Annotated in this window: 19 protein-coding genes, 1 pseudogene and 1 riboswitch; of the genes and pseudogenes, 13 read left to right on the top strand and 7 right to left on the bottom strand. The window is 51.9% G+C overall.

Going from position 1 to position 20,603, the window contains the following annotated elements:
* Positions 1-417: 417 nt before the first annotated feature.
* From FKP33_RS26990 to yhfH, 5 genes are all read left to right on the top strand, one after another.
* Positions 418-585, top strand: coding sequence for a hypothetical protein (locus tag FKP33_RS26990; RefSeq protein WP_155614220.1), 168 nt, complete (start codon positions 418-420; stop codon positions 583-585).
* A gap of 27 nt (positions 586-612) precedes the next feature.
* A complete protein-coding gene (gene aceA / locus FKP33_RS04955) occupies positions 613-1,893 on the top strand; it encodes an isocitrate lyase (protein WP_141334060.1) in 1,281 nt (426 codons plus the stop codon).
* Between the two features lie 31 nt (positions 1,894-1,924).
* Positions 1,925-3,529, top strand: a complete 1,605-nt coding sequence (gene aceB / locus FKP33_RS04950; RefSeq protein WP_127606372.1) for a malate synthase A — start codon at positions 1,925-1,927, stop codon at positions 3,527-3,529.
* A 104-nt stretch (positions 3,530-3,633) separates the two neighbouring features.
* The gene (locus tag FKP33_RS04945) at positions 3,634-4,962 is read left to right on the top strand and encodes a DRTGG domain-containing protein (RefSeq protein ID WP_141334059.1); all 1,329 of its coding nucleotides are present in this window, start codon (positions 3,634-3,636) and stop codon (positions 4,960-4,962) included.
* A gap of 202 nt (positions 4,963-5,164) precedes the next feature.
* Positions 5,165-5,347, top strand: a complete 183-nt coding sequence (gene yhfH, locus FKP33_RS04940; RefSeq protein ID WP_164751762.1) for a protein YhfH — start codon at positions 5,165-5,167, stop codon at positions 5,345-5,347.
* A 209-nt stretch (positions 5,348-5,556) separates the two neighbouring features.
* Here the strand turns inward: yhfH and FKP33_RS04935 are convergent, their stop codons facing one another.
* On the bottom strand, positions 5,557-7,707 hold the full coding sequence (locus FKP33_RS04935; protein ID WP_181410046.1) for a methyl-accepting chemotaxis protein: 2,151 nt from the start codon (positions 7,705-7,707) through the stop codon (positions 5,557-5,559).
* A gap of 85 nt (positions 7,708-7,792) precedes the next feature.
* Positions 7,793-7,883: riboswitch (cyclic di-GMP riboswitch) on the bottom strand.
* A gap of 211 nt (positions 7,884-8,094) precedes the next feature.
* On the bottom strand, positions 8,095-8,301 hold the full coding sequence (locus FKP33_RS04930) for a YrzA family protein (RefSeq protein WP_127606364.1): 207 nt from the start codon (positions 8,299-8,301) through the stop codon (positions 8,095-8,097).
* Between the two features lie 172 nt (positions 8,302-8,473).
* Here FKP33_RS04930 and FKP33_RS04925 point away from each other — a divergent pair.
* Positions 8,474-9,229, top strand: a pseudogene (locus FKP33_RS04925) (hypothetical protein).
* Between the two features lie 151 nt (positions 9,230-9,380).
* On the opposite strand, the gene FKP33_RS04920 reads toward FKP33_RS04925, so the two are convergent.
* Positions 9,381-9,890 carry a C40 family peptidase gene (locus tag FKP33_RS04920; protein WP_127606362.1) on the bottom strand — a complete coding sequence of 170 codons (510 nt, stop codon included), beginning with the start codon at positions 9,888-9,890 and terminating at the stop codon, positions 9,381-9,383.
* Between the two features lie 206 nt (positions 9,891-10,096).
* On the opposite strand from FKP33_RS04920, the gene FKP33_RS04915 reads away from it, so the two are divergent.
* The 3 genes from FKP33_RS04915 to FKP33_RS04905 all read left to right on the top strand — a co-directional run bounded on the left by FKP33_RS04915 (position 10,097) and on the right by FKP33_RS04905 (position 11,991).
* On the top strand, positions 10,097-10,579 hold the full coding sequence (locus tag FKP33_RS04915) for a DUF2569 family protein (RefSeq protein WP_054797259.1): 483 nt from the start codon (positions 10,097-10,099) through the stop codon (positions 10,577-10,579).
* Between the two features lie 252 nt (positions 10,580-10,831).
* Complete coding sequence (locus tag FKP33_RS04910) at positions 10,832-11,572, top strand: hypothetical protein (RefSeq protein ID WP_141334057.1); 741 nt, start codon at positions 10,832-10,834, stop codon at positions 11,570-11,572.
* Between the two features lie 122 nt (positions 11,573-11,694).
* Positions 11,695-11,991, top strand: a complete 297-nt coding sequence (locus FKP33_RS04905) for a DUF6509 family protein (RefSeq protein WP_141334056.1) — start codon at positions 11,695-11,697, stop codon at positions 11,989-11,991.
* 127 nt (positions 11,992-12,118) lie between these two features.
* On the opposite strand, the gene FKP33_RS04900 is transcribed toward FKP33_RS04905, so the two are convergent.
* The gene (locus FKP33_RS04900) at positions 12,119-12,310 is read right to left on the bottom strand and encodes a cold-shock protein (RefSeq protein WP_127606358.1); all 192 of its coding nucleotides are present in this window, start codon (positions 12,308-12,310) and stop codon (positions 12,119-12,121) included.
* Positions 12,311-12,440: 130 nt separating this feature from the next.
* Positions 12,441-12,821, bottom strand: coding sequence for a cytochrome-c oxidase (locus FKP33_RS04895; protein WP_141334055.1), 381 nt, complete (start codon positions 12,819-12,821; stop codon positions 12,441-12,443).
* A gap of 280 nt (positions 12,822-13,101) precedes the next feature.
* Between FKP33_RS04895 and FKP33_RS04890 the strand changes: the two genes are divergently transcribed.
* A complete protein-coding gene (locus FKP33_RS04890) occupies positions 13,102-13,731 on the top strand; it encodes an NTTRR-F1 domain (protein ID WP_141334054.1) in 630 nt (209 codons plus the stop codon).
* Positions 13,732-13,933: 202 nt separating this feature from the next.
* Here FKP33_RS04890 and FKP33_RS04885 read toward each other — a convergent pair whose 3' ends face one another.
* Together FKP33_RS04885 and FKP33_RS04880 are read right to left on the bottom strand one after the other, a co-directional pair.
* On the bottom strand, positions 13,934-14,839 hold the full coding sequence (locus tag FKP33_RS04885; RefSeq protein WP_258313375.1) for an IS3 family transposase: 906 nt from the start codon (positions 14,837-14,839) through the stop codon (positions 13,934-13,936).
* Positions 14,840-14,856: 17 nt separating this feature from the next.
* Positions 14,857-15,183: a transposase gene (locus FKP33_RS04880; protein WP_141334052.1), complete on the bottom strand. Its 327-nt coding sequence runs from the start codon at positions 15,181-15,183 to the stop codon at positions 14,857-14,859.
* 746 nt (positions 15,184-15,929) lie between these two features.
* Between FKP33_RS04880 and FKP33_RS04875 the strand changes: the two genes are divergently transcribed.
* From FKP33_RS04875 to FKP33_RS04865, 3 genes are all read left to right on the top strand, one after another.
* Positions 15,930-18,188: an NTTRR-F1 domain gene (locus tag FKP33_RS04875; RefSeq protein ID WP_141334051.1), complete on the top strand. Its 2,259-nt coding sequence runs from the start codon at positions 15,930-15,932 to the stop codon at positions 18,186-18,188.
* A gap of 95 nt (positions 18,189-18,283) precedes the next feature.
* Positions 18,284-19,375, top strand: a complete 1,092-nt coding sequence (locus tag FKP33_RS04870; RefSeq protein WP_141334050.1) for a glycosyltransferase — start codon at positions 18,284-18,286, stop codon at positions 19,373-19,375.
* Positions 19,372-20,451 carry a glycosyltransferase gene (locus FKP33_RS04865; RefSeq protein ID WP_141334049.1) on the top strand — a complete coding sequence of 360 codons (1,080 nt, stop codon included), beginning with the start codon at positions 19,372-19,374 and terminating at the stop codon, positions 20,449-20,451. Before FKP33_RS04870 ends, FKP33_RS04865 begins: the two co-directional genes overlap by 4 nt.
* Positions 20,452-20,603: the final 152 nt, after the last annotated feature.

Here is a 20,603-nt window from a genome sequence, read left to right as displayed (position 1 = left end):
TCAGGATGTCAAGGCAGTGAAGAACTGGAGAACCTGGCGTCGCACGGAAGTCCGAACGCGCTTCAAGCAGATTGCACCTGTGAGGAAACGGTTTTTTACCCGCTTTCCCCGGTTTTTTTAACCATGTATCATTCTTTGCTGCTGGAGGCCGGGTGAGGTTGTCCGTCTTACGAAACCGCACGCCGCATGACCTGGAACGAGGTGGATGATCAAAGAACAGCCCGTTTGCTTTCCTCAAGGAAAGCAAACGGGCTATTCGGGCGATACGCTTGATGGACAAAAGACAGGATGTAAAGTCAATTGTTATAAAACAGATTAATAATAAAAAAACAGTATTGCACAATGGTAAGTATTGTGATATAAAATATATATGAAATTCAAAACTGTATTAATACATTGGAGGAGGGGAGAACGACAATGGACTGTCCGAGATGTCACGGTAACGGAGAATTGGAGAGCAGCGCCGGGAGTGGAGCTTCAGGTTTGAATGAAGAGAAACATTACGGAGCGGACCGGGAGCGGGGAGCTTGGCCTGCCACCTGCCCCACCTGCGAAGGCAGCGGTTATTTAGAGGAATCGATGTAACTACAATATTAAAGGAGATTGATAACGATGAGTGATCGACAACAACAACAGGAACAATTGCAGGCAAGCTGGAGCTCCAAACGGTATGAAGGGATTACACGGCCTTATTCGGTTGAAGATGTGCTTCGTCTTCGCGGTTCTGTCTTGATTGAGCATACGTTGGCGGCTCGGGGGGCCAAGAAGTTTTGGGAGCTGGTCAACTCGGAAGATTTCGTTCCTGCTCTCGGTGCGCTCACGGGCAACCAAGCCGTGCAGCAAGCGAAAGCCGGACTTAAGGCGGTTTATTTGAGCGGTTGGCAGGTAGCTGCCGATGCGAATTTGTCCGGTCACATGTACCCAGATCAAAGCTTGTATCCGGCTAACAGCGTTCCGCAAGTCGTGAAGCGCATCAATCAAGCGCTGCAGCGGGCCGACCAGATTCAACATTCCGAAGGCCAAAGCAGCATCGACTTCTTTCTGCCGATCGTGGCGGACGCTGAGGCCGGCTTCGGCGGACCGCTCAACGTGTTCGAGCTGATGAAGGGAATGATCGAAGCGGGGGCGTCGGCCGTTCATTTCGAGGATCAGTTATCCTCGGAGAAGAAATGCGGCCACTTGGGCGGTAAAGTGCTGCTGCCGACGCAGCAGGCCGTTCGAAACCTGATCGCCGCACGGCTGGCAGCCGACGTCCTGGGCGTAGAAACGGTATTGATCGCCAGAACGGATGCGAATGCCGCTCGCCTGTTGACAAGCGATATCGATGAGAACGATCGTCCTTTCCTGACAGGCGAGCGTTCGCCGGAAGGCTTCTACTATGTAAACGACGGCTTGGACCAAGCCATTTCCCGCGGCCTTGCCTATGCGCCTTACGCCGACATGATCTGGTGCGAGACGTCCGAGCCGAATCTGGAGGAAGCGCGCCGGTTTGCCGAGGCGATTCATGCGAAATTTCCAGGCAAATTACTCGCTTACAACTGCTCCCCGTCCTTCAACTGGAAGAAGAAGCTCGATGATGCCACGACGGCCAGGTTCCAACGTGAGTTAGGGAAAATGGGCTATAAGTTCCAGTTCGTAACGCTGGCCGGCTTCCACGCCCTGAATCACAGCATGTTTGAGCTGGCGTACGACTATAAGGATCGCGGAATGGCTGCATACTCCGAGTTTCAGCAAGCCGAATTTTCCAGCGAGGCTCGCGGGTATGAAGCGACCCGTCACCAGCGCGAAGTAGGAACGGGTTACTTCGACGAGGTGTCGCAAGTGATTACGGGCGGTACCTCGTCTACCACAGCGCTTGAAGGCTCGACCGAGCAAGAGCAGTTTACCCATTGAGGACAGTCGACCCAAGAAGGAGAGGAATCGGATGGCCGGTAAGACGCTGCCGACAGGCATACAAATAACGGGCGAGGTTTCCAGCCCTGAACGGGAACATATCCTTTCGGCGGAAGCGCTTGAGTTCGTGGCCGAATTGGAACGCAAGTTCGGCGGGAGGCGGCAAGAACTTCTGCGCGAGCGCGACGTCCGGCAGGCTCGTATCGATGCCGGAGAACGACCCGACTTTTTGCCGGAGACGGCATCGGTTCGGGAAGGCGACTGGAGCATTGCTCCGGTCCCTGCGGATTTACAGGATCGACGCGTCGAAATAACGGGCCCGGCCGGTGACCGGAAGATGGTCATCAATGCGTTTAACTCCGGAGCTTATGTGTATATGGCCGATTTTGAGGATGCCAATTCGCCGACATGGGACAACTCGATGGACGGTCAGGTCAACTTGCGGGATGCGGTTAACGGTACGATCCGGTATAGAAATCCGGACGGAAAAGAATACCGGTTGAACGACAAAGCGGCGACTCTCAAGGTGCGCCCCCGCGGATGGCATCTCGAAGAGAAGCATATTCAAGTGGACGGCAAGCCCATTTCCGCTGCATTGCTCGATTTCGGACTTTTCTTCTTTCATAATGCGAGAGCTTTGCTGCAAAAGGGCAGCGGACCTTACTTTTATTTGCCGAAAATGGAGAGCCATCGGGAAGCCCGGCTGTGGAACGACGTATTCGTCCATGCCCAGGATGCGCTCGGCATCCCTCAGGGCACGATCAAGGCTACGGTGCTGATCGAGACGATTTTAGCGGCTTTCGAGATGGACGAGATTTTGTATGAATTGCGGGAGCACAGCGCAGGCTTGAATTGCGGCCGGTGGGATTATATTTTCAGTTACATCAAAAAACTGCGCAAACAGCCCGACGTCATTTTGCCCGACCGCGGTCTTGTTACGATGGAGACGCCTTTCATGCGATCCTATTCGCTGTTGGCCATCCAGACCTGCCATAAACGGGGGGCGCACTGCATCGGCGGCATGGCTGCGCAAATTCCGGTGAAGAACGATCCGCAGGCAAACGAAGAGGCGATGCATAAAGTGCGCGCGGACAAATTGCGGGAAGTCAGGAACGGCCACGACGGAACATGGGTTGCGCATCCGGGGCTCGTTCCGGTCGCCCAAGAGGTGTTCGACGAGCATATGCCGTCGGAGAATCAAGTGGACCGCCAACTGACGGATATCCGGATCGCCGCGAAGGATCTGCTTGAGGTGCCTTTAGGCCCGATTACGGAGAAGGGCGTTCGTACGAACGTGAGCGTTGGCCTGCTGTATTTGGAAGCATGGCTGCGCGGATATGGAGCCGTTCCCATCCACAATCTGATGGAAGACGTGGCGACGGCCGAAATATCCAGAGCCCAGCTGTGGCAGTGGATTCATCATCCGAAAGGGGTGCTGGAGGACGGCCGCAAGCTGACGGCAGATCTGTTCCGCCAAATTCAATACGAAGAGCTGGCGCGTATCGAAGCCGAGCTGGGCGAAGATACGCTCCGCACCCGGAAATTCGACGTGGCCTCCGCGCTATTCACGCAGATGACCGTCTCGCCGGAGTTTGAAGATTTTTTGACGCTGCAAGGCTACCGGTATTTAGATTAACAGAACAGCATCCGAACAGCATCCTTTTGGGGATGCTGTTCTTTTTGCGCCAAGTATACTATAATTGTCTAAATATTATAGTACAGTTCGGTGGGGTGCGGAACATGAACCTGGGCCATTCGGAGCTCAATACGAAGCATGAGCAAATTACGAAATACATCGAGTCGTTGAGTGTGGGCACGAAGCTGTCCGTACGGAAAATCGCTCAAGAACTGGATGTCAGCGAAGGAACCGCTTATCGGGCTATCAAGGAGGCGGAGAACAGCGGATTGGTCAGTACGAAACGCCGGATCGGCACGATCCGCGTAGAGAAGAAAGAGGAGCCCCACATCGATAAGCTGACGTTCGAAGAAATCGTCAATGTGGTGGAAGGGGTCGTGCTGGGCGGAGCGGCGGGCATCCAGAAGTCTTTGAACAAGTTCGTCATCGGCGCCATGCAGCTCGAAGCGATGCTTAAATATATTGAAGCCGGCAACCTGCTGATCGTCGGCAATCGTGTACAAGCCCATATGTGCGCGCTCGGTCAAGGCGCGGGGGTATTGATTACGGGCGGATTCGATACGACTCCGGAGGTCAAGAAGCTTGCCGACGATCTGGAACTGCCGATCATCGGTACGACTTTCGATACGTTCACCGTGGCGACGATGATTAACCGGGCGATCGAGGACCGGTTGATCAAGAAGCAAATTATGGTCGTCGAGGACATCATCCGCAAGGATTCCCCGGTCTATTCCTTGCGGCCGACCAATACGGTGGAAGAGATGCAGGAGCTGGTCGTGGAAACGACCCATACCCGTTATCCGGTCGTGGATGAAGAGATGAGACCGGTGGGCATGGTGACGACGAAAGATATCCTGGGGGCCAAGCCTTCCGAAACGATCGGCAATTTAATGACGCTCCATCCGCTTGTCATCAGCGCGCGAACGTCCGTCGCTTCCGCCGGTCATACGATGGTGTGGGAAGGCATTGAGCTGCTGCCGGTTATTGATGCAGAGCGGCGCATGATCGGCGTCATCAGCCGTAAAGATGTCATGAAAGCGATGCAATACATGCAGAAGCAGCCGCAAAATGCGGAAACGTATGAGGTACAAATTTGGTCCGGATTTGAAGAATTGCGCGACAAGGACGGCAAGCTGTTCTTCAAGGGGACGGTAACCCCGCAGATGACGAATTTTGAGGGCCTGGTCTCGGAAGGCGTCTTGTCGACCGTCATCATCAGGGCCGCTTACCGAACGGTACAGGAGCAGAAGAAGGGGGATTTGATCATCGACAGCTCCTCCAGTTATTTTCTGGTGCCTTTGCAAATTGACGATGTGATCGAAATCATACCGACGATCGTTGAGCTAAGCCGCAGATTTTGCAAAATGGATCTGGAAATAAGAAGCAATGGGATTCGAGTGGCGAGAACGATGGTAACGGCGCGCATTTTGTAAGGCCGCCGTCCCTGGAGTTTCATCGATAAGGAAGCACTGGCGATGCGCGAAGGCGCAATCGGCCGGTGCTTCTTTGGTTAAGACGCATACACCTTTCACGAATGTTATATAATAATGAATAAAAGTCTTGAACTGTTTCGAATACTGTTATATAATAAAACACATCAGATCAAAATATTATATGATAGTGGAGGGTTTTATGATGATGAAATCAACCCGGTTTCTAGAGACGCTCGAGCCCAAATGCTGTGAGAAGTGCGGACAATCGGTGGAGCAGCTTGCAGATTGTCACACGAACGTTTGCTTTCAATGCAATGAGTCGAACTTTTATCCGTTATCCCCGGTCAATACAAACAAACCGTTTCACACCGTTGTTTACGAATGAGGGAGGGTGCAGCCATCGCAGCCGTCCAAACAACAGAAGATCGCAACCCATGAAGCCAATACGGTTCGTGCGGGTGCGATCTTCTTTGTTGTTTTTGGGATCCCCCAAACGCAAACGAAATCGACAGCTTGGGTCATGCGGTATAGAAAAAGCCGGACTTTCCAAGAGATCGACTCTTGAAAAAGCCCGGCTAAAGCCATGATGGCGGTTTATACGACCGTATACCTTCGAATTACCTGCTGAAGCTCCTGCGCCGAAGCATGCAGCGCCTCGGCGGATGCATGAATTTCCTGCATGGTCGCAAGCTGCTCCTGCGACGATGAGGACACCTGCAGCGCATTGTCGGCGGATACGCGGGAAATGCTGACGATTTCGCCCATGGAGGCGGTCACCTGCTGCGTACCGGCCGACATTTGCTCCGCGGCCGCCGATACTTCTTGAATTTGATGGGCCACATGCTCGACCGCGCTCATGATCTGTTCGAACGCGTCACCGGTTTGCTTGATGACCTCTTGACCTCGTTTCGTTTCAAGTACGCCTTCGTTCATATGTACGGACGCATCCTTCGTTTGCCCTTGAATGTGTTGAATCAGCTCGCTAATTTGAGCGGCGGCCGTCTTCGTTTGTTCTGCCAGCTTCTTCACCTCGGAAGCGACCACCATAAACCCGGCCCCGTGTTCGCCGGCTCTAGCGGCTTCAATAGAGGCGTTAAGCGCCAGCAAATTCGTTTGGATGGCGACGTCCGTAATCAAGCTGCTGATGCTGCCGATTTCTTGCGATCGTGCGCCCAGCTCCTCAATGACCTTGGCGGAAGTGTCGACGTGCTTGTAAATATTTTCCATCTGCTTGACAGCCTTGCGGACAGCGTCGTTCCCTTTCTGCGCAAGCTGGGACGTTTGCGTTGCGGCTTCGGAGACACTGGAGGACGTCTCGGCGATCCGCTGTACGCCCTGAGCCATTTCTTCCATGGCTGTGGACGTTTCTTCCGCGCCCTTCAGCTGTGTATTCGCACCCTGGGCAACTTCCTGAATGGCATCCGTGATCCGATTGCTGGTCTCGGTCGACTGGGAAGCGCTTTGCGTCAGCGACTGGGCGGAGACCGCCACCCGTTCCGATACGGTAATGCTCGTCTGAATGGCGTTGCGGAACGCCTCGGTCATCTGATTGAACGAGTTGCCCACAATGGCAAGCTCGTCCCGGGTTTGAAGCTGTACCCGCGAGGTGAGATTACCGTTTGTCACTTCCGTGGCCGTTTGCTCCAACGCGGAGACGGCTCGTTTGACTGACAAATAAAAGCTGATAAAAATGTAGAGCAAAGCGAGCGGGATGAGCAGACCCAACAAGACGAACAGCGTGTTCTTCTGATGCAAGCCAGTCAGCCTCGTCTGCAGCAGATGCTCGTAAGCCTTCAGCTCGGTGTCGTAATGAGTTTGAGTTTGCTTGATGAGATTGGACAGGTCATCGAATACCGCTTTGGGAGTCTGATCTACTTGTTTAGGTATGATGATCTGATTGTTTATCCAGCGATTCAGTTGGAGTACGAGCTGGTTATGCTCCTGCCAAGCATCGAGAAGTTCGAAGCTCAGCATCTCGTTCTCCGTTCGGAGCGATTCAAGGTTGCCTTTAACGGTATCCATCGACGTGCGGATTTGGTCCAGCAGCGATGTCAGGGTTCGTTCTTCCGTGGTGAAAATCGGCGTCTTTGACCCCGCGTAATGAACGGCCAGAGCACGTGCTCGTCCGACGCGATCCATCAGAGTGGGAAATTGGCGGACTGTCGAGTCCATTAAATAATAGCTGTCCAGCTGGGAATCGAGCACGAGATGCGACGCATTGCCGATTTTCGTGATGATCGCCCGGGTATCCGTCAAGATGGCACCGTATTGGTCCAATGCATCTTGACCCGTGAGGCTGACGCCCCTTCCTTTCAGTTCCGACCATTTCGATTGAAGAGCTTTCCATTGTTCCGTCGAATTCAAGCTCTCGCCTAACCGGCCATCCAATTCGTTCAGCCCGGCCACGATTTGATTCAGGGCTTCCTCATTGGCGGCTAATTGGGACTTCAAATCTTTATCGCCGTGAATGGAACCGACAATCAATGCGCGGTGAACATCGACCGCGATCAGAAAGTCGTTTAACCGGCTCACGTACTCCAGACCGACCTGCTTTTGCTCGGTGAGAGCGATTTCTTTGGCGGACGCGGACAATTGCAAATACAAGAAGATGCTGAGCGGTACGAGCACAAGCAGTCCGATTAATAAAAACTTACTGGCATATTTGAAGCGGTTCATAAGCCCGATGCCGGGGGTGAAAATAATGAGGAACTTCTGACTGCGCTGAGTTCGATTGCCCTTTACCATGCTAATGCCCTCCTGATTGTTGATTGAATACATAAAAAAGAGACCAGCCATCACCGGTCTCCGCGCCAGGTACCAGAGCCGAGCGTTCGGAAGCTGGCTGGCATACGAAACTCCCGTTTCGTGAAGCCCCTGTAGCTTTGCGGCCTGCACTTTCGTACAGTGTGCCTTTTCGTGTCTTATTTCCTAGATCCAGTCGTTTATATGAGCTTATCATACTATTATGTAATAGAATTGTAAAGATTTGTAGAAAGTTGTTCCATAATGTAGAATGGAAGGGTTTTTCGTCTTAATGCTATCGCACTAGAGTCGGAGAGCGGCGGCCGGCTTTCGCCTCCGGTGCAGGTCCGGATTTGCGCAGCCTGGCCGCTTGGGACGCATCCTGCCGCTTTACTTCGCCTTAAAATGAACGACGGCGCTGTACGACAACTTGCCCGCATTGGGATCAAATACGGTGTGGTGCTGAACGGCAAATACGTCCAACATGAGCGCTTTGTTGTTTTCGATTTGCTGGTCGATTTGACGCTCCAGCGATTTCAAGTCGTACGCTTGAAAAAACTCCACCTTGTTTTCGATTCTTTCCAAACGGAACTCCACGGTAAATCCTCCTCGATCTCGGGTAGTATGCTGCTCTTATGATCACATCTTAACAGTATGCCGGGACGGATGCACGTACTTTCCGTTATCGGCTCCTCCCTCCGCGAACGCCTATCCCATCGCCTGCATAGGATGTAGGGCTTCACGAGTCAAGGCGGGAGGGTGGTTTCGAGTGGATATTCAACTGGTTCCTCTGCATGGCGTGTACCTCGCGTTTATCGTTTTCAGCATGGCGCTTCTTAATTATGAGACGCGACACGGCCATGATTTGCGTGGTCGGGATTTTGACGCTCGGCCTGCTGGCTACGGAAACCTTAAGCGTCTCCGTAGCCGGTATTTTTAACAGCTTTATTTATGCCACGAAGGAATTGATCGGCACCATTTTCATTATTTCCATCATCGTGGCGATGAGCAGGGTGTTGATCCAAACCGGCGTGAACGAGATGATGGTCGCGCCGCTGACCCGATTTTTGCGTACGCCGGCCTTAGCGTTCTGGGGGATCGGTCTGATTATGATGGTTCACCGAACTGTTCGGCAAACCGCCTTCCCCAAGGCTCGTACGGCATCGTCAACGACCTTGGCGTTGCGCTCGCTCACAATGTTCCGTTAAACGATGCGGTTGGTGCCCTCACGTTGGCCGTTACGGGTGCGATTACGGGTCTGGACGGCTCCGGGTTCTCCGGCATCTCGCTCGTTGGCTCGGTCGCGCAGCTGTTTGCAGGCGCAAGCGCCGCAGCTGCGGCCACCTTGACCGCGCTCGGGCAAGTGGCGGCCGTCTGGGTGGGCGGCGGAACCCTTATTCCGTGGGCGCTCATTCCGGCGGCGGCGATTTGCGGCGTGAGCCCCTTCGAGCTGGCGCGGCGCAATCTGAAGCCGGTGCTGATCGGCTTGGCGGTCACGACGATCGTGGCGATGTATCTGATGTGAGCAGGGAAACCGCGTTCCGGCAGCGAATAGATGAAGGTATATACTTGGGGATGAGGCTATGAATATAAAAAAAGAGCAGAGCTCTTCGTGAGCTCTGCATGTTTGCAGTCAAGCTATGAGATAATAAAATAATGGCCTAGAGGTATTCCCCTTATTTAATCACGCGACGTGCTGTTACGTAAGTCTTGTCCCAAATGCTGCCTTTAAAATTGGAAATGGTAACTCCCACGCCGACTTTATACGTATGAAGTATTTTTCCGTCGCCCATATAAATGCTGACGTGATTAATAACCCCGTCTCTGTTCGTATCCGAGAAGATTAAATCGCCCGGCTTCAACTTGCTTTTTGGAACATAGGTGCCAGCTTTAGCCTGGTCCCTGGACGAACGGGGAATGTTGATGCCGTTTCGTTTAAATACATATTGCGTGAACGAGGAGCAGTCAAAGGCTTTGGTATTTCCGGCTTTAGCTCCGAATTGATAACGTGTCCCGAGATATTGTTTACCCGTTGAGATCACTTTGTCCGCTACGGAAGCATTGCTTGCGACGGCCGCTTGAGCCGACTGAGGCGCCAAGAACATGCTGCCCGAAAAAAACAGGGAGAGGCTAAGGCTGACTCCCACCAAGGTTTTACCGAGACGGTTTTTCTTCGTGTTGTTCATCTCTTATTTCCTCCCTTTAGGTTGTTGTTTGGATACGGCTTGTCCGCAAGAACAACGATACCATATCTTAAACTTCCATGAATTACCGGCGGTCGGAGCGAAGCCCTTCGCGCCTGGGATGAGCCGCTACTATTAAAATTTCATTAGAAAAGTTTAATGAAAAATTTCTTGACATCGATAAATCTCAATAGCAGGGGGAGCTAAGCATGGTTTCAAGCCAAAATGACTTGCAGGAAGGGAGTCCGGGGAATTTGGCCCAAACGCAGCTAACGGATACGAATCAAGTCTTTGCCGGCATTAGAGGATGGCTGAGCCTGCCGGCTGTAGGCCTTGTTTATTCGTTGGCGGCAACGCTTGTCAGTTTGTTTATGAGTGACTCGAATGCTGCGGTCAGCAAGCCGCTTTATTACTTTTCTTATACGTTAAGCCTGCTGTCGATTCCTGTATATCTGATCCTCATTGCGAAATGGTGGAAGAGAAGCCGGACGCTCCCAAACTTAATGAAGGCTTATTATCTCGTAAATATAGGGGCTAGCTTGATGATCGCTATGTATTTGTACGCCGTTCAAAAGGAAAGCATCGATGAGATGAAGCTGGCAGCGAATACCGGCTTGACGGTAATCGTATCGTGGATCTGGATGATGTATTTTCATATATCCAAACGGGTAAAAGCTACTTTTACCGAGTAACGGTTTGATGAACGGAATTCAAGCCGTTAGAATCGTTTTCCCGCAAATGGGGTATACTCGTCGTAAACGTTGCAGCCGCGGCCGCCTCGGGCATTCGCTGGGGCGGAGCCGGATGCGCACTTTGCACCTTTGTGGGGGCCTTCTGCTGGAGCGCCTGATTTAACAAAATGTTTACATAGTTCACGTATGCGGTTAACATCCGTCTTCTATCCTATACCTATAGACTGAAGTACTCTCAGGAGGCGGATCTCATTGAAACATTGGCTTAAGAAATACGCTGCTCACCTCATGCTGCTGATCCTTCTGAGCTTGACCGCTATCCCGTTTGAAGCGATTGCGGGAAGCATCGGGCCTGCCGCGGCATTCCGGAACGAAGTCTTGCGTACGTCTACCGGGGAAGCGCCGCTCGTATCCGTAATGGAAGCAAAAGACCTCCCCGGTCAGCTCGTCACCGTACAAGGGGTCGTCGTGAAGAATCAGGTGCGAATCCGCGGCGGGAAGCGGTCGGTCCATATTCAAGACGAAACCGGAGGCATTCACATCTATGATTATCGGGGTCCCGATGCGAAGGCGGGGAATCGGATTCAGGTGACGGGCGTGGTTGGCGACCGCCAAGGCCTTCTGGAGATTCGTCCGACAACCGCCCCGATTCAGGTGCTGCAAAAGAATAAGTCCGTACCTGCACCGAGCTCACTGCAAATGGCCGATTTGAATCATGCCGGACGAGCGGAAGCGTTGAAAGGACAGCTGGTAAAGCTGCCCGGACAAATGAAGGAGCTTCCTGCCGGGCCCACGGATGGCGTTTACCGCATTCCGGTCGCGGATGAAGCAGGGAACGTCATTACGCTGGTTGCGATGGAGGGTCTGCTTGATCTTCATGAGATTCGAGTTGGGGGCACCTATGAAATTACAGGCATTTTGAGTCAATACGAAACGTACGAAATCATTCCGCAGAGCCCTGCAGATCTGGTTGCGATAAATCCGAACAAATAGAACGACCTATTCAATGCCGGCTGCTGCTTCAAGCCGGCCTTATTTGTTTTTCTCAAGGAAGCTTCCTATAATGAAAGAATCACACGTTTACTAACTTTAGAAACAGAAGGCGGAATGAAGCAATGTTAACGGTTACCGGATATGAAGTGGAATTGATCAAGGACCCTTATGGAATATTAGCGGGCAAGCGGTACGAGTTCGTCCTGGATATCGAGGTGCCCGAGGATGACGAATTGTACTCCGAACAGGGCCTGTATATTCGGGTCATTTATAAAGTCGAAGAAGACAGCAGCGGAATTGTCAAATACGAAATTTTCGAGCGAACGACGGAACGTTATCTGGAGTTTGAGATGGAAGACGATGAGATTGCGCTCGTGGATGCGTTTTGTAAAGAGCATTTGGCGCAAGCGGCGGAGTAGGATAAGGGAATGCCGACAGGCTCTCCCGAATCCCAAACCCGTTCGACCGTTTACAGGGCCTCTTCTTCGTTCGGATACCCCTGCATGCAAAAAGACTGCCTCTCGGGTAGTCTTTTTGCATAGGAAATTACGCTTCTATCGACTTATTAATCAGAACAGGGAGTTGTCTCGTGCCTTGTACCATATCCGAATTGCAAAATGGACAGACGGGACTTTTTTCAAACGTGAAGTTTTGTCTCATCCAACCGGTGCAGCTCTCTTCGCCGCACAGCCAGATGGATGTTTCCTCAATGGGGACCGGATCCGGTTTCCTGTACAATTGACGGCCTCCTCCTCGGCATCATGTTTGCCAGTGCATTTCTTACATGATATGCAGCTTATGGAGTGTTAGACCGAAAACTTGTCCGCGAGGAGCCAGGTGCCCATTAAGCTTACGAAGTGCTTATCCTTTACGGGGCAGGGGTTGGACGGACCTGTTGAAACAAGTTGATCGTGAACAGGATAACGCCGATGACGACCAACAGTGAACTCACGATCGTGATGGGCAGGAATGCCATATTTTCGGTCGTAATTTGCAAAGCGATGCTGATCTGCATGATCGGGAGGCCGATATTGTGGAGCCAGAAGTGTGTTTTGGCTAATTTGGTTTGCCCCGCACCCGGATAGAAATGATAGATAAGACCGAATAAAGCCATCGAGACCCAGCCGAGCAAGTTAAAGTGAGCGTGAACCGAGGTCAGCCTGAAATCGTGAATGATGCCCATCACCATACCGAGCAGGACCCCCACCGTAAAATAAATCGCTGCCAGCTTCAAGTAACGTTGTGCCACTAAAATCCCTCCATTTTCCATAGTCGTACTTTTCTCAGTATATGAGCCTTTCGTCATTTCAAGAAGTTACACGTGCCATATGCATCGCCCATTCATTGCTCGGTGCATGCCCTTTTTTCGAGGGTTAGAAGACGTCATTGTTCCGTATAATCTATGAAACTATTACCAAATGAATGGAAATGTATAGTTGTCCTCCGGCTTCATCTATGCGACATACTTTATATGAAGTGGGTTCAAGTTAATCTACTTGTATCGGCTAAAAATATGGAGGTGAGCAAAGTTGCCGCTAAACAATATTGTAGTAAACGGGGGGTTCGAAACCGGGTCGCTGGTCCCTTGGCTATCGCTGAACGCGTCTATTAACAGCGCTAACAGCCATTCCGGGTTCTTCAGTGCGCAACTGAATGGAGGAGGCTTAAACTCGTTCATCATCCAATTCGTTCCGATCACGGCGGGGGATAATCTGGAGCTGTTGTTTTCGTTGGCCAAACTTGGCGCCCTGCCGAACCCGATCGTCAGTACCTCGGTTTCATACTATGACGCGTTATTTAACTTTCTGGGGACCGGTTTGATTGTGAACAACATCTCCTCCCGTCTTCCGGATGCGGCGACGGACGATACTTGGCTCGAAGTGTACAATGTGACGACTCCGGCACCTGCAGGCACGACGCAAGCGTTGATCGCGATTAATGCGCTACCGCAAGCCGGAACGGCTGACGTACTGGTAGACGATGTCGAGGCTCTGGTGGTCACAGGTGCAGGGGGAGCGACAGGAGCGACGGGCGTAACGGGAGCAACGGGGGCAACGGGAGCAACAGGACCTACAGGTGTAGTAACACAAATTTTAAACCAGCAGTTTACAGATATTGTTCCGTTTGATGTCCAAAATAACGTAACTCTAACGGTTTAAACCCGTAACTTTAGAGTCTTACACCCTTATTCTCACGATTGCGTAATTTCTCATTGATTTACGTCGTTGTCGCTCGTTGTCGCCCTTGACATGGAGCCTCCAGCGGGCATGATTTTTCGCGATAGGGCGATGCGGATAACACATGCATCGCGAGGCTAACAAGCCTATCATGCCCGCCCCTCCATGTAAAGGGCTTTATCCATCATACCTTAATCACAAGCGGTTTTACGGCTTGCTGATGCATAGCTTGATGAAACTCCTGCGGGGATAGATCATACAAACTGCCATGGATCCGCCGCTGATTATAAAACAAGAGATAGTCAGATACGATACGGTATGCATCCTGATAACTCTCAAATTCATGCCTGGAGAGACACTCTTGTTCTAAAATGGCATGAAATGCTTCGATATGCGCATTTTTATTCGGCGTTTTCGGAGGAATCCGTTCATGTTCTACACAATACTCCAGGCATGCTTCTTCAAAAGCATGGCTGATAAATTGCGGGCCGTTATCGGTACGAACCACTGGCAGCTGATCTTTCTCAAAGAGCTGCCGTTTCCATAACGCTCTCTGCAGGATCTGCGCGGCATGCTTCCCTTCGCAAGAGAGGCCCATGTGGTAGTCGATAATCGATCGGTCGTAGACGTCAATCAGGCTGAGCAAGAAAAAGAAACGCTGCTCTGCTGCAATATAGCCGTATTTCACGTCCATCTCCCAAAGCTGATTCGAAGCGCGGATCTCACGGTTGTTCGCCAGCTTTCGGGGATATTGGATTCGCTTCCGACGTTGTGGCTGCAGGATGCCCAGTTCCTGACACAGCCGGTATACTTTTTTCTTGTTAATGATCAGCCCATACTGTCGTTTCAGGCATATGGTTAATTTACGGTAACCGTAAGTCGCTTCTTCCCCGGCAATAAGCTCCAGCAGCCATTCCTTGATCTGCTCGTCGCTGACGGGACGCCGCTTATGATCCAAGGAAAAGCCGGGAAGCGGCCGTCCGCCGTTATACACTCGCTCTTGCTTGAAATGTTTCTTACGGTAATAGTATGTCGCTTCACTGACGCCGACGATTCGCAGCACCACTGCAGCTTTATATCCCCGCGCAATCCATTTGTCGGCAATCTCTATTTTGTCCGATAGGCGGGGTTCACCTTTTTTACGAGATCACGAAGAATCGCAATCTCCAGATCCTTCTCGCCCAACAGCTTTTTCAATTTGTCGTTTTCCTGCTCTAATGCTTGAAACTCTTTAGATGATGGAGTGTAGGCTGCAACTTTTTTGGATTCTGGTGATGTGTTTTTCCAGTTTGCATGCTTCGATTGACGAATCCAACGAGCGAGCATTTTCCCGTCTATTCCATGTCGTCTTGCAACTTGACTTGCATTGCCTGCTTCTAAGGCCTCTTGGATGAGCTGCTGTTTAAATTCGATACTGTAACTCTTGCGCTGCATCTTTGATCCCTCCACTTTCGTTCATTCATATTGTAGTGGATAAGGATAAAAGACTCAAAGGTAATTATGGGGCTTTAGAGCTAACACTGATCGCCACATTAGGTCCAGGTCAAAAAATAAAACTGGACGGGAATGTTTCAGGAGTTTTTGAGCAATCGGCTAATTCCACCCTTATCTATGGATTTAACAACTTCTTTAGGAGAGGCGTAACCATTCTTAGCTAATGAAATTGATGATGTAGTTTATTTCCTTAGTGGCGGTATTACCATTCAAGTTTTTTTTCAACAGATAAGTACGATTACACGGGTAGATGATCCGCCGCCAGGAACTTATACGCACACTTTCTTTATTATAGCCAGTACGGGTCCAGGAGTGAATTTGGCAAACAGCAACTTTGGGGAAAGAAGTTTCACGGGTACCATTTATAATGGATAGACAGTGGACGGGCACTTGCCGATGTGTCTCATGATGAAGCAATGAAGGCAAGGAATCAGAGGAAGGGCTGGTAAGCAGCCTTTCCTCTCTTTTTATGAATCTTATATTTAGTGTTAATAGAACCAAAAAATGGTTACTTGAAGTCAAATGGGGCTCTGTTTTTCTACAAATCTACTAAACAATAGAGTAAGAATGGATGTTTGTCCTTTGGCATACGCCGACTCCATTCTCATTATGGTGACATACCGTAAATTAAGTTGGTTCAAGGCAACATATGTGAATCGACTTAAATGAACTGGAGGTGAGTTAAATTGCCGTTAAACAATGTTGTTGTGAACGGCGGATTTGAAACGGGAACGCTGGACCCTTGGCTTTCGCTGAACGCGTCTATCAACAGCGAACACAGTCATTCCGGTTTTTTCAGTGCGCAGTTAAATGGCGGAGGATCAAACTCTTTTATATCCCAATTCATTCCAATTACGGCGGGAGAAAAATTAGAGCTGCTGTTTTCGGTGGCCAAGATCGGCGACTTGCCGAACCCAATCGTCAGTACGAGTGTTGCATATTATGACAGTGCATTTAATTTCCTCGGTATTGGCCTGATCGTGAATAACATCTCCTCCCGGCTTCCAGACGCGGCGACGGATGATACTTGGCTCGAAGTTTACAATGTGACGACTCCGGCACCCGCAGGCACAACACAAGCGTTGATCACGATTAATGCGCTGCCGCAAGCCGGAACAGCTGACGTACTGGTAGACGATGTTGAAGCTCTGGTGGTCAGCGGAGCCACGGGAGCGACAGGAGCCACAGGAGCGACAGGAGCCACGGGAGCCACAGGAGCGACAGGCGCAACGGGAGCGACAGGCGCCACGGGAGCCACGGGAGCCACTGGAGCGACAGGCGCAACAGGAGCGACAGGAGCCACTGGTGCAACGGGAGCCACAGGCGCAACGGGAGCCGCAGGCGCCACTGGAGCGACGGGAGCGACAGGAGCCACGGGCGTAACGGGAGCCACAGGAGCGACAGGAGCAACGGGAGCCACGGGCGCGACAGGCGCCACGGGAGCCACGGGAGCCACTGGTGCGACAGGAGCGACAGGAGCCACGGGCGTAACGGGAGCTACGGGAGCCACAGGAGCGACAGGAGCAACGGGAGCCACGGGCGCGACAGGCGCAACGGGAGCCACGGGAGCCACAGGAGCGACGGGAGCGACAGGAGCCACGGGAGCGACAGGTGCGACAGGAGCCACGGGAGCGACAGGAGCGACAGGAGCCACGGGCGTAACGGGAGCCACAGGAGCCACGGGAGCCACAGGTGCGACCGGAGCGACAGGAGCTACGGGAGCGACGGGAGCCACAGGAGCGACGGGCGCGACAGGCGCAACGGGAGCTACAGGAGCCACTGGAGCGACGGGAGCGACAGGAGCAACGGGAGCGACAGGCGCCACGGGAGCCACGGGAGCGACAGGAGCGACGGGAGCCACTGGTGCAACAGGCGCAACGGGAGCGACGGGAGCCACAGGCGCAACGGGAGCGACAGGAGCGACAGGAGCCACAGGCGCAACGGGAGCGACAGGAGCGACAGGAGCCACAGGAGCGACAGGAGCGACGGGAGCGATAGGCGCCACGGGAGCCACGGGAGCGACAGGCGCCACGGGAGCGACAGGAGCGACAGGAGCCACAGGAGCGACAGGCGCCACGGGAGCAACAGGAGCAACAGGAGCAACAGGAGCAACAGGAGCGACAGGAGCCACAGGCGCAACGGGAGCTACGGGAGCTACGGGAGCCACAGGCGCAACGGGAGCGACAGGAGCGACAGGAGCCACTGGTGCAACGGGAGCCACAGGCGCAACGGGAGCGACAGGAGCGACAGGAGCCACTGGTGCAACGGGAGCCACAGGCGCAACGGGAGCGACAGGCGCAACGGGAGCGACAGGCGCCACTGGAGCGACGGGAGCCACAGGAGCGACAGGAGCCACAGGAGCGACAGGAGCCATGGGAACAACAGGAGCGACGGGAGCAACGGGAGCCACAGGAGCGACCGGAGCGACAGGAGCGACAGGAGCCACGGGCGTAACGGGAGCGACAGGAGCGACAGGCGCCACGGGAGCCACAGGAGCCACAGGAGCTACTGGTGCCACGGGAGCGACAGGATCCGGTTCGTTACTGTCCAGTACAGATGCAGTTGCAGCGCAAATCATTACCATCGGAGATCCTCCAGCAACGGTTTTATCGTTGGGGGTAGTCGCTACAGGCACCGATTCGTTCAAAATCGACTCCATGGTTGAAGTCGAAATTGTATCCGGCGCTGTCATCAATGCTGTTGAATACACTATTACGTACCAGTTGCTGCTCGATGGAACTCCTATTGCCACCATAACAAGAGAAGACAACTCGGCTCAGAGTATCGCTATTGCCCGTACCATCATTGAAATTCCCAACATGACCTGGGTGGATACGCCTGGAGCTGGGGCGCATACGTATTCCATAGCAATCGCCGTAAATGGTACCAATATTACGGATGCGCAAGTTAACATTCGCGCATTGAACGTCATACAATTCACGTAATACTTGGTTGGGGATTCGGGATGCCTTCTTCAGGAGAAGGCATCCGTTCCTTTATTTTTTCTCCTCTCTATAACTTCCGGAAATGAGGATGATTCATGATAACCATCAGTTTGTGCATGATTGTCAAAAACGAAGAAGAAGTGTTGGCCCGTTGTCTGGATTCCGCCAAGGATATCGTCGATGAAATCAACATTATCGACACAGGCTCCGAAGACCAAACCGTGGAAATTGCGAAACGGTACACGGACCGCATTTTTCATTTTCCGTGGACAGGAAGCTTCTCGGAAGCGAGAAACCATGCCTTCACCTACGCGACGAAAGAGTACATTCTTTACTTGGATGCGGATGATGTCATCTTGGAGGAAGATCGCCGTCAATTTCTCGAGCTCAAGAAAACGTTGAATCCCGCGGTCGATTCGGTCTCCATGTTTTACAACGCCGGCACGGATGAGTTCGGCAACGTCACGCTGCGCTACCGGCGCAACCGGCTCATCAAGACGGCCCGCAACTTTCAATGGCGCGGCGACGTGCATAATTATTTGGAGGTCTCCGGCTACATTATTAATTCGGACGTGGCGATCACGCACAAGAAAACGAGACATAAAGTAGGTCGTAACCTGCAAATTTATGAGCGTAAAATCGAACGCGGCGACAAGTTCAGTCCCCGGGATTATTTTTACTACGGAAATGAACTCAGAGAAAACGGTCATTATGAGAAGGCGATAGATAACTATAAAAACAATTTGGACCTTGCCGAAGGATGGGTCGAGGATAAAATTAATGCGTGTATCAACATGGCGGACTGCTACCGGTTCCTCGGCGATTTGAAAAAAGAACTGGAGGCTTTATGCAAATCGTTCGATTACGGCAAGCCCAGAGCTGAAGTAGCCAGCCGGATGGGGTTTTATTTTTACCGGAAGCGGGACTATCGTACAGCGATATTCTGGTATGATTTAGCGACCCGGCTGCCGGCCGATACGAATCAGTGGGGCTTCAGTTATCCCGCTTACTGGACCTGGTATCCCCATTTGCATATGTGCGTTTGCTATTATCGGTTGGGCGAATACGAGAACGCATACGTTCATAACGAAGAAGCCCGCAAGTACCGTCCCGAGGACACGAATGTTCTCCACAATAAAACGCTGCTTGAGGGACTCCTTACGCTGCCAAAGAAGGTGGATGAATGAATGTCCGTATTAACAGCGTGCTATTCATTCAAGTCATTCCCGATATCCGAACGAATAAAATCGCCAACGTGTTAAGCCAAGCCGGCATCCAAACCGATCTGCTCTATTTAAAGACGCATCCTGCGGAAGTTTATTGCGGCTATGCACTGCCATATTCCCGGATTTTTAAACTCCGGATGATTAAGGAAATCGTCGAGTTTGTCGATCAATCCTCCTATGATCTTGTCATTAGCTGTAATGAGCCTGACATCATCAGCGCCGTGCTGGCCTGCTCCACCAAACCTGTCATACATGATTGTCACGACATGATGTCGCTCCGCGGGGATATTACGAACGATCAAGCGATTTTGGAATTCATCGCCAATAAATATGCGTCCGCGAACATCTATGTGACGGATTTAATCAAGGAAATTGCCGTACAACGATTCGGTCTGTCGAATAAACCGGTCACGGTGCTGGATAACTATGTTCTTCGTGAACAGCTACCCCAGCAATATCTTCCGAAATTAAGCCAAACGGACGGCGAGATCCATTGCGTCTATGAGGGAGGCTTAACGAATCGCAGCGATCATCACCGTAATATCGAACCTGTTTTACTTGCCCTTGCGCAGGAGAAAGTTCACGTTCACTATTACACCCCGTTTCAGAGCTCATATTACAGCATGCTGGAGCAGAAATCCCCTTACCTGCATTGGGAAGGAACCCGGGAGCCGAACGAGCTGATTTACGAGATGACCCGCTATGACGTCGGGCTAACCGTATTGCATGTAACCGAACGAAACAAACCGTTTCTGGACAGTACATTTCCAAACAAAGCGTGGGATTATTTGGCGGCGGGGTTGCCCATTTTGTTCAGCGATTTGACCTCGTTTCAACAGTTTTTGAAAAGCTATGCCGTCGGCCGCATTTTGGACTTGTCCGGCCATCTATTCGAACAGGTTCGGGCCGCCTCCCTTATACCAATCAATCCCGGTTTTTTGAACGATTACCGTCTCACGATGGAAGATCAAAGCGATCGGCTTGTGGAATTTTTGGAAGAAGCCGTCATTTCTTTTTATAAGCGGAGCAGGGAATAGCTCCCGGCTTTATCTCGTTGTAACCTGCCCCCGCCTGCTGAGGCGGGGGAGCGCCCCTTTGAAAGAACAGGGCAGAGGTGACACAGGGGCTGCTTGAAAATAGAGGTCGGCGTTACAAATGATCTAATCAATAAAAGCCCACGGAAGGATAG

The sequence above is a fragment of the Paenibacillus sp. tmac-D7 genome, assembly GCF_006519665.1.
GTDB classification, from domain to species: domain Bacteria; phylum Bacillota; class Bacilli; order Paenibacillales; family NBRC-103111; genus Paenibacillus_G; species Paenibacillus_G validus.
This window is presented reverse-complemented; position numbering and strand designations above follow the sequence as displayed.

Coding starts and splice junctions, on each gene's coding strand:
- FKP33_RS04915 (WP_054797259.1), top strand. CDS start 10,097: ATGGTTTCAAGCCAAAATGACTTGCAGGAAGGGAGTCCGGGGAATTTG.
- FKP33_RS04920 (WP_127606362.1), bottom strand. CDS start 9,890: ATGAACAACACGAAGAAAAACCGTCTCGGTAAAACCTTGGTGGGAGTC.
- FKP33_RS04935 (WP_181410046.1), bottom strand. CDS start 7,707: ATGGTAAAGGGCAATCGAACTCAGCGCAGTCAGAAGTTCCTCATTATT.
- FKP33_RS04870 (WP_141334050.1), top strand. CDS start 18,284: ATGATAACCATCAGTTTGTGCATGATTGTCAAAAACGAAGAAGAAGTG.
- FKP33_RS04865 (WP_141334049.1), top strand. CDS start 19,372: ATGAATGTCCGTATTAACAGCGTGCTATTCATTCAAGTCATTCCCGAT.
- FKP33_RS26990 (WP_155614220.1), top strand. CDS start 418: ATGGACTGTCCGAGATGTCACGGTAACGGAGAATTGGAGAGCAGCGCC.
- aceB (WP_127606372.1), top strand. CDS start 1,925: ATGGCCGGTAAGACGCTGCCGACAGGCATACAAATAACGGGCGAGGTT.
- yhfH (WP_164751762.1), top strand. CDS start 5,165: ATGATGAAATCAACCCGGTTTCTAGAGACGCTCGAGCCCAAATGCTGT.
- FKP33_RS04945 (WP_141334059.1), top strand. CDS start 3,634: ATGAACCTGGGCCATTCGGAGCTCAATACGAAGCATGAGCAAATTACG.
- aceA (WP_141334060.1), top strand. CDS start 613: ATGAGTGATCGACAACAACAACAGGAACAATTGCAGGCAAGCTGGAGC.
- FKP33_RS04905 (WP_141334056.1), top strand. CDS start 11,695: ATGTTAACGGTTACCGGATATGAAGTGGAATTGATCAAGGACCCTTAT.
- FKP33_RS04880 (WP_141334052.1), bottom strand. CDS start 15,183: ATGCAGCGCAAGAGTTACAGTATCGAATTTAAACAGCAGCTCATCCAA.